Source organism: Pseudanabaena sp. 'Roaring Creek' (assembly GCF_001402795.1).
GTDB lineage: Bacteria > Cyanobacteriota > Cyanobacteriia > Pseudanabaenales > Pseudanabaenaceae > Pseudanabaena.
Genome location: NZ_LIRE01000268.1, coordinates 1 through 8,630, shown reverse-complemented (window position 1 = coordinate 8,630; position 8,630 = coordinate 1). Strand labels below are relative to the sequence as shown.

The window sequence follows — 8,630 nt, the reverse complement described above, 5'->3', positions numbered from 1 at the left end:
CTAAAAAGGAAAGGATTTATATGGTAAGGATGGGCGGCGCTTCGCGCCGCCCATCCTTACCTATTTAGCACTACCACTTTGTGAATTAAACACAAAACCCAGTAAGGTTTTGAGATTCCCAAAATGGCGTTGCCATTTTGGGAATTGGTATACTCCCTTCCCAGTGAGGAATTAGACGTTGCGGCGCGTTGCGCCGCAACGCTAATTCTTGGTTTTTAATGTCTAATTTTATAGCGGGAAGGGAGTAAGTCATAATTTGTAGGTTTTGGAGGTTTATTCCTTAGGATTGCGCTTCCAATTTACAATACTTGCATGGAAAATTTGGGAGTTGGGTTTTCTCGATTTTTGGTAAAAGCCTATAAATAGTCTGAAGGTAACGAACATTGGCGACAGGATTGGCAACAATATACGAGGCATTGCACCAAGATCCGCAAATTTACGAGTTGGTCGAGGAATTACATCAAACTGAAGCTAAAGAATTTTGGCATCGGGCGATCGCAGTTCTCCAACAGTTATCTATGCAGACAAAGCTTAAGGGATTTTCGATCGCCCACCATCCTTACATTTTTGCCAATGCTACCTTTCACCAGAATGATTTACAAACATGGGTATTTACCACTAGCAAGTCATCCTTATTTCCCACAGGAACTTTGCCCCTTGGTGACACTCAGGTAGTTACCATCCCTAAGTCCGACCCGCTCAATCAAGAATGGCTATGCATTTTAGTAACTGATGTCTTTAGTGCTTTGGTCGTCTCTTCCAATACAAGTCATAGTTGCATCTGGTCGTTACATCCCCTAGCGATTCAAACTGCGATCGCAGTGCTTTTGCCCCGTATTCGTCGTGCCGAGCAACAGTCTTTATGGCAATTTAAGCTGCAACAGTTTCCGCCTATATTGCCTCCCTATCAAATCATGGCAAGGTTTGGGACGATCTTGATGGCTCAATCCTCCATCCATCAAGAGTTGCCGATCCCCGAAATTCAAGAAGTCGATATCATTAAAGCGATTACCCATGAGGTGCGAACGCCGCTCACCACAATTCGGATGTTAGTGCGATCGCTCAAACGGCGCAAGGATATATCGGTGGAAGTAAAAAACCGACTGGATCGAGTAGATGCGGAATGCACCGAACAGATCGAAAGATTTAACTTAATTTTTGAGGCAGCGCAACTGGATAACTATCCGATCGTACTTGAGGCAACGCAAATCGAGCAGATCTTAAGTGACGGATTCATGCGATGGCAAGACCATGCGGGGAGAAGACAGATCTCGCTGGAAATGATCTTACCGACGGAAATTCCTGCGATTTTAAGTAATGCATTGCTTTTATCTCAAGTACTTAATGGTCTGGTCGATCGCCTAATTCGGAGTTTCCCCCCCGATAGTCACATCCAATTAATTCTCACCAGTGCAGGCGAATATTTAAAATTACAATTTCAGTCCCAAGTAATGCAGCAGGGGGGAAGCGATCTGCCATTGCTTAAGGCGGTAGGACAATGGCTGATGTTACAGCCTGAGACAGGAACATTAAGCCTGAGCTTACCCACTACCAAGACCTTACTCAAGGCTCTAGGCGGTAAGCTTACGGTGAGAATGCATTCTAGCGCTGCCGCCTATGATGGCGAAATTTTGACTATTTTCTTACCATTTAAGTAACTAGGCATAATTAACAACCAGAATTAAAACCTGTAGCGCACGCGGCGCGTGCGCTACAGGTTTTAGGATTTTATATTTAATTGCGCCTAGGTACTTATCTAAAATTTATATCAATATTAAATTATTGGTGACAGTGATTTTGATGCAGGCAGACCTCAGAGTAGGCGATCGCTATAAAAATAAATAAAATGTAACAATATGACCAAACTTAAAGCTTATGCGCTAAACTATTGACCGTAAGGTAAAAGTATTTATCGGTTGTAGTAATTGTTTTCTGTACTGACAGTTTTTTTCTGTTTCATCGTGACAAGCTTCTCTCCGACATCTCTATCTCTACATACTCATTGAATTCTTGGAGAAAGCATAATGTCTATTTACGTTGGTAACTTGTCCTATGAAGTTACTCAAGATCATTTAAAGCCCGTGTTTGAAGACTACGGCAAGGTAACCCGCGTTCATTTCCCTACCGATCGCGAAACTGGTCGCGCTCGTGGCTTTGCCTTCGTGGAAATGAGCCAAGATGCTGAAGAAGATGCTGCCATCACAGCGTTGGACGGAGCAGAATGGATGGGTCGCGTACTCAAGGTTAACAAGGCTAAGCCTCGCGAGAATAATGACTCGTTTGGCGGCGGCGGTAACAGAGGCGGCGGCGGCGGTCGCGGTGGTTACAATAAGTCTGGCGGTGGCGGCGGTCGTTACTAAGTTAGTAATACCGAAGTATTCATCGTAAGATAAATAAATCCCAAAAAACTAGAGGGCGCTACGCGCCCTCTAGTTTTTTTTAGTTCAGAACATCACTCTTTTTGCTACTCTTTTTGCTACTCTAGGGAAAAATAGGCGACAGGTTTTGCATGAATTCATTGCAACCATTAGGCATTGTTGTTCAGGGATCGCTAAGTGACGGATTAGAAGTTCGACTCAATGGCGAGATTTCTGTCGAAGATATGCGCGTCGGCAAATTCTTGGTGGTTCATGGTCGGCATACCCATTTTTTTTGTATCCTCACCAATGTCACCCTTGGGACAGCCAGCCCACGCATTCTCATGAATCCACCCGATCCTGAGAATACTTTTTTAACTGAAATTTTGGCAGGTACGGGCACATTCGGGACGATCGCCTTAACGCCCATGTTGATGTTTGTCCCCGCAAATCCCTTCGATCTAATTGCGCAAAGAAGCATTCAAACTAGCGATCGCGTCAAAAAAACTAAACGCAAAAAAAATACAACCTCTGAAAGCATTGAGGAAATTAGCGATTTTCAACTCCTACCAGTAAAAACAATTCCCAGCCATTTCGCGCAGGTATTTGATGCCACAGAGCGAGACTTTCGGATAGTATTTGGATGGGAAAACGATCCTCAAAAACGCAATTTTGCGATCGGTCAGCCTATTGATATGTCCGTACCCATTTGTCTCGATCTCGATCGCTTTGTCGAGCGGAGTAACGGTGTATTTGGTAAATCGGGAACGGGAAAATCCTTTTTAACGCGCCTGTTACTATCGGGCATTATCCGCAAGCAAGCGGCAGTAACTTTAATCTTTGACATGCATTCTGAGTATGGATGGGAAGCTGCCACCGAAGGGAAAAGATTTAGCACGGTTAAAGGCTTAAGACAGCTATTTCCCGCACAGGTACAAATTTACACCCTCGATCCCGACTCGACCAAGCGGCGGGGAGTTCGCGATGCGCAGGAACTTTACATTAGCTACGATCAGATTGATGTCGAAGACTTAATGCTCATTCGCGAAGAATTAAACCTCTCCGAAGCCAGTTTAGAAAACGCAATTATTTTAAGGAATGAGTTTGGGAAGAATTGGATTTCGCGATTATTGGCGATGACTAATGCCGAAATTCAAGAATTTTGCGAGCAAAAGATGGGAAGCAAGTCTTCGATCATGGCTCTCCAGCGCAAACTAAACCGTCTTGACGATCTCAAATATTTACGCCCAACCTGTCCAGAAAACTATATTAAGCGCATTCTCGATTCGATCGCCGCAGGCAAGCATATTGTGATTGAGTTTGGTTCGCAATCCAACTTACTCTCCTATATGTTGGCAACCAATATCATCACTAGGCGGATCCACCATTCCTACGTCCAACAAGCCGAACGCTTTTTGCAAACTAAAAATATTAGCGATCGCCCCCAGCAGTTAACGATCGTCATCGAAGAAGCCCATCGATTTCTAGCGCCAAATACTGCCAGACAAACGATTTTTGGAACGATCGCCCGCGAAATGCGGAAATATTTCGTGACCTTGCTGATTGTCGATCAACGCCCATCGGGAATTGATAATGAAGTAATGTCCCAAATTGGCACAAGAATCACCGCTTTACTGAATGATGAGAAAGATATTGAAGCAATCTTTACGGGAGTCTCGGGCAGTAGTAACCTTCGCACCATCCTATCGAAATTAGATTCTAAACAGCAAGCTTTAGTACTTGGTCATGCTGTACCGATGCCCGTAGTAGTGCAAACTCGTCCCTATGACGAGACTTTCTATCGCGAGATCGGCGAAGTTCCTTGGGAAGAAATTTCTACGCCAGAGGTGCTAAGGGTCGCTGAAACTGCCAAAGCCGATTTAGGCTTTTAGCCTTTACTGAAAAGATCTCATCAAAATAGGGAGTTTATGTGAATTTTTTTATTTCTTGCAAAGTTCCCACTCAAGTTCTCTCAGTTATTACCATCCTAATATCGTACTTTACGCCCCAACTAACCACAGCTCTAGAAGCCACACCAAACCCGAATCAAAATTTTGAACAATGGTGTTTGCAAAGGACATTGCTTGCGGCAGAAACAAAAAAAACGGTTGAAGTACTTTTAGAAATCGCTAGTACCCAAGATTGCAAGTTCGCAAATATCAAACTCTATCGCCTCAGTAAACTGAATCTCTCTGAGGTTAAAGATTTAAGCGATATTCGTCCCTTGGCGAGTTTCATCAATTTAACCGATCTCGATCTGAGAGATAATCAGATTAAGGATATCCAACCTCTTGAAAACCTAAATAAATTAACAACTCTCGAACTTGACGGTAACCGCATTACCGACCTGAAACCCTTAAGTAGTTTAACGAATTTGACAAGTCTCTATCTTTCGGGGAATCAAATTGATGATGTCCAACCCCTCTCAACATTGAAGAAATTAACGGTTCTAGAATTAATTGAAAACCACATTCGCGATGTAAGCCCTCTAGAGAACTTGAACAACTTAGTCTCCCTCGAACTCTACCACAACCAAATTAGAGATGTTGCTCCGCTCGCGAAGTTGACTGGCTTGACCGAACTCTATCTCGGCAAAAATCAGATTAGGGATGTGAAATCTCTTTCCAGTTTAATTAATCTGACAGGACTCTACCTCGATGAAAACCCAATACTTGATCGGGTCTGTCCGATTAAGCCAGAATCAGTTTGCAATTTTTAAACGAAATAGTAAGAACTGATTAAACTGGGCATCACTAAAATTATCATCGCTAACTAAAATCAGACTTTGTGAGCCATCCGCTAAGCGTGGACCGATCGCCATACCCTCTAAATTATCTAATTTGATACCGAGGGTTGCTAAATCTAAAACTAGTTTTTTGCGGATTGATCGAACATTAGGAGTCACGCGGAAACTTTTAATTGAGGAAGTATCGTTCGCGTCGCCCGTAAAAATTTGCCAGATTTTAGCACTCAGTCCTGCCGAGCCATTAGAACGCTCAAGGGTGAGAAAGTGACCGCCGCGATCGATCGCGACAATTTCATTCACGCCGATTTGATTAATGGGAGGAACGATCGCCTCGACAGGATAGCGATGCTCGGCGACGATGATCGGTGCGATATTACCAACTAGATAATGCAAAAATCGACTTTCCGAAGGCTCTCGAAGATCGGGGCTTGCATCTTGAGCGAGGGCATTCTCCGTAATTGTAAAGACGCGATAGGGATCGCCAATCGAATCCCGAATTACCGTGAGGGATTCAAAGCCCAGATTATCTCTTACTCCCTGAGGCTTAGATACCTTTGAATTTGGATCGGAATTTGCCTCATCCCTTGTCGCGCCGAATAAATAGCGCGATGGAATTGGCAAACTGCGGAGCCACTTGCCCGTCAATAGATCGAATTCATCAATAAATGGCGGAATACCTTTACTAGTTACGCCCTCACTGGCAATTAACACCGAGCGATCGCCCGTGAGCGCGATTCCCTCGGGATCGATTTCGCCCTTGGGATAGGTATGCCCCATTTTATCTTTCAGTAGGTCCACGCCAATTACTTCGACATGGTCTAGCGTTGGTTGAGTTTTCTTAGAACTGAATTTCAACTTGAGCGCATAGAATCTAGCGGGAGCAAATTCGCTGCGATCGTCGGAAATTGCGTAGAAAATATCATTAAGGCGATCATAGGTTAGCCCTGACAGACCACCAACGGGCGTATCCTCAAATTTTTGTTTTGGTAATTTGTACTCATTCACAAATTCTAACGATACGTTCGTAAATGTGCGATCGCTTGCCATCGCCGATGAGTCACTAAAACTATTGCCGATCGCAAAAGTTGCGAAAAAGACCAAACAAAACCAACTTAGCAACTTCCAAAAGTTCTTCGGTAAAGACATTTTCTTAAGCATTGGATTCACAACTAGGACGCGCAATCAGATTTTCGTAGGGTTCGATCGCCAAAGGTCGATCGGGATGCTCTAATAAATAGCGATCGCACAGTTCAAAAAGCTCCTGCTTTGACTGCACTAAGCGCATTCCCGCTAAAAATTGTCCTTCGGGATCGATCCCCGTACCGATAAAGTTCAGAAATTTTTTCAAACTATTAATGTGGGATTTTTCTCGCAAAGTATCTTGGCAAGTAATTGCATGGAGATGCTGAATGTAATGATAGACATCGCTGAGCGCGATCGCTCGGACTGGTTGACCCGCCAAGCGATCGCGTATTTGCTGAAAGATCCAAGGATTGCGAATTGCCGCCCGTCCGATCATCACCCCTGCTGCACCAGTCTCTTGTAAAACCGCTTCTGCCTTAAGATAGGAGGTAATATTCCCATTCGCCAGCACTGGACAGTTAACGGTTTGGACGGCATGGCGAATCAGATCGTAATGGACTTCACCCCGATATAGCTCCTTAACAGTTCTGCCATGCAAACTCAATAGATCGATCTGATACTGATTAATTAATTGCAGTAATCGATCGAAATTAGTGGTTGAGTCAAAGCCCACCCGCATCTTGACCGTGAATAGTCCTGAAATTTGCGATCGCAAGGCTGCAAAAATTCGTTCGATGGTATCAGGTTCCCGCAACAGACCGCCTCCAACATTTTTGCGATAAACTCGTGGGGCAGGGCAGCCTAAATTGAGATCGATCCCCGCGATCGGATAGCCGATCAATTGCTTGGTAATGCGCAACAGATCGGGAATGCTCTCGCCAATTAGTTGAGCAAAGACAGGTCTTCCCGTATTGTTGTGCGTAATTGACCTCAAAATTTTCTTATCGATATTCGAGTTTGCATAGACGCGAAAGTATTCAGTCACGTAATAATCGGGACAGCCATATTCGCTCAGCATTTGCATAAAGGCAAGATCCGTCACATCCTGCATGGGCGCGAGTGCTGTCAATGGTTGCCCTTGAGCGATCGGTAATGGTAGGGCTTTTGGCAAGGTATCTGATTATAATTTTTGAGGCTGCGCCTTTCGCTGGCTACCAAAATTATAACAACCATCATGAGCGATCGCCCCACTCCCTACAATAGTCAAAATAACGATGAATCCATTTCAAACCAAAATTTAGAGACAAGGAATTTAAAATCCATGTCGGGGTTGAATTACGAACAGGGATCGCTCTTTAGCGAAGCAACCCAGCGCAATCGTCTCCATGACAGTAGCCCAATTTACACAATGGGCAGTCAATCGCTCCAATCATGGAAACAGGCGATCGCCAAGTACCAGAGGGCTATCACCAAAGCGATCCCCGTCCGCCAAACATCCTTATTCGATTTGCCATCTAACCACTGCGATCCCGATGCGATCGATCCCTTCAAATTGCCAATTCAACCAGCAGAATTTTATCGATTACCCAATGCTGATAGTGGTGATGCCTGTATATACTTTGTAATCGATTTCACAAAGCCAGAACTTCCCGTGCTACTCTATATTGGTGAGACCTGTCGATCGCATCAAAGATGGAAAGGAGTTCATGACTGTAAAAGGTATGTTCTGAATTACCGAGAACTGCATACCACCCACAATCTACCAACTCAAGTTGTGATGACCTTCTGGTGGGATGCTCCATCAGCTACGCGCCCCCGCCAACAATTAGAAAGAACTCTAATCGAGAAATGGCGATCGCCCTTTAACAAAGAAAATTGGAACTTTTGGGGTACTCCTTTCGTAAATTAATTCGTCAGTAACTCCACATACCTAGGCAATATTGCAAACAAGATTACTATGTCTTCTCCTCAACTCAATCCCAAATCCGATGTTAATGAATTATGGTTTCCCAAATTTTTTATCGGTAGTATGATAGCGATCGCCTGTCTGACGATCCTACTTTCTTTGCTCCCATCAGGAATTCGTAATACCCCTTCCGTTAAAACTTCGCTTCAGACTCAAAGTACAACCAATTTATCGATCTAGCGCGATCGTTTTTTTACCATTGTTCGGCAGACATACAGCGCTTTGCGCTCAAACAAACCAAGGGAATTTTTGAAAGCTTTGCTTCACAAAGTTTTCAAAAATTTCTTTGGTTTGTTTGAGCTATTAATTAAAGTATAGATACCGCCAACTGTATCAGGACATAAAACCCAAAATCATGTTGTCGCGCAGAGCGCGACAACATGATTTTGGGTTTTAATTTTGTCCTAATAAGACTAGCGGTAGCTATATCTGCGGCTTCGACTTCGCTCAGCCAACGTTATACTAATTCCCAAAATGGCAACGCCATTTTGGGGATCTCAAAACCTTACTGGGTTTATTTTTTACAGAAATTACCGAT

The 8,630-nt window shown here is 43.9% G+C and carries 8 protein-coding genes; 6 read left to right on the top strand and 2 right to left on the bottom strand.

Annotated features, from left to right (window positions below):
- Positions 1–383: 383 nt before the first annotated feature.
- From AC805_RS09260 to AC805_RS09245, 4 genes are all read left to right on the top strand, one after another.
- Positions 384–1,658 carry a sensor histidine kinase KdpD gene (locus tag AC805_RS09260; protein ID WP_055075163.1) on the top strand — a complete coding sequence of 425 codons (1,275 nt, stop codon included), beginning with the start codon at positions 384–386 and terminating at the stop codon, positions 1,656–1,658.
- 366 nt (positions 1,659–2,024) lie between these two features.
- Positions 2,025–2,360 (top strand): RNA-binding protein, encoded by a 336-nt coding sequence (locus tag AC805_RS09255; RefSeq protein WP_009628102.1) that lies wholly within the window; start codon positions 2,025–2,027, stop codon positions 2,358–2,360.
- Between the two features lie 149 nt (positions 2,361–2,509).
- Positions 2,510–4,249, top strand: coding sequence for a helicase HerA domain-containing protein (locus AC805_RS09250; protein WP_055075162.1), 1,740 nt, complete (start codon positions 2,510–2,512; stop codon positions 4,247–4,249).
- 38 nt (positions 4,250–4,287) lie between these two features.
- Positions 4,288–5,076: a leucine-rich repeat domain-containing protein gene (locus AC805_RS09245; RefSeq protein WP_055075161.1), complete on the top strand. Its 789-nt coding sequence runs from the start codon at positions 4,288–4,290 to the stop codon at positions 5,074–5,076.
- On the opposite strand, the gene AC805_RS09240 is transcribed toward AC805_RS09245, so the two are convergent.
- The gene (locus AC805_RS09240) at positions 5,059–6,249 is read right to left on the bottom strand and encodes an esterase-like activity of phytase family protein (protein WP_082429450.1); all 1,191 of its coding nucleotides are present in this window, start codon (positions 6,247–6,249) and stop codon (positions 5,059–5,061) included. The genes AC805_RS09245 and AC805_RS09240 overlap by 18 nt on opposite strands.
- 4 nt (positions 6,250–6,253) lie before the next feature.
- Complete coding sequence (locus AC805_RS09235) at positions 6,254–7,237, bottom strand: tRNA-dihydrouridine synthase family protein (RefSeq protein ID WP_072143570.1); 984 nt, start codon at positions 7,235–7,237, stop codon at positions 6,254–6,256.
- A gap of 123 nt (positions 7,238–7,360) precedes the next feature.
- On the opposite strand from AC805_RS09235, the gene AC805_RS09230 reads away from it, so the two are divergent.
- Entirely contained in the window at positions 7,361–8,035 is a 675-nt protein-coding gene (locus AC805_RS09230) for a hypothetical protein (RefSeq protein WP_082429449.1), read from the top strand.
- A gap of 48 nt (positions 8,036–8,083) precedes the next feature.
- Entirely contained in the window at positions 8,084–8,272 is a 189-nt protein-coding gene (locus AC805_RS09225; protein WP_055075159.1) for a hypothetical protein, read from the top strand.
- Positions 8,273–8,630 lie beyond the last annotated feature (358 nt).

Excerpts from the sequence above, each read along its gene's own strand:
- AC805_RS09255 (WP_009628102.1), top strand. The coding sequence starts at position 2,025 with ATGTCTATTTACGTTGGTAACTTGTCCTATGAAGTTACTCAAGATCAT.
- AC805_RS09250 (WP_055075162.1), top strand. The coding sequence starts at position 2,510 with ATGAATTCATTGCAACCATTAGGCATTGTTGTTCAGGGATCGCTAAGT.
- AC805_RS09240 (WP_082429450.1), bottom strand. The coding sequence starts at position 6,249 with ATGTCTTTACCGAAGAACTTTTGGAAGTTGCTAAGTTGGTTTTGTTTG.
- AC805_RS09235 (WP_072143570.1), bottom strand. The coding sequence starts at position 7,237 with ATGCAGGATGTGACGGATCTTGCCTTTATGCAAATGCTGAGCGAATAT.
- AC805_RS09230 (WP_082429449.1), top strand. The coding sequence starts at position 7,361 with ATGAGCGATCGCCCCACTCCCTACAATAGTCAAAATAACGATGAATCC.
- AC805_RS09225 (WP_055075159.1), top strand. The coding sequence starts at position 8,084 with ATGTCTTCTCCTCAACTCAATCCCAAATCCGATGTTAATGAATTATGG.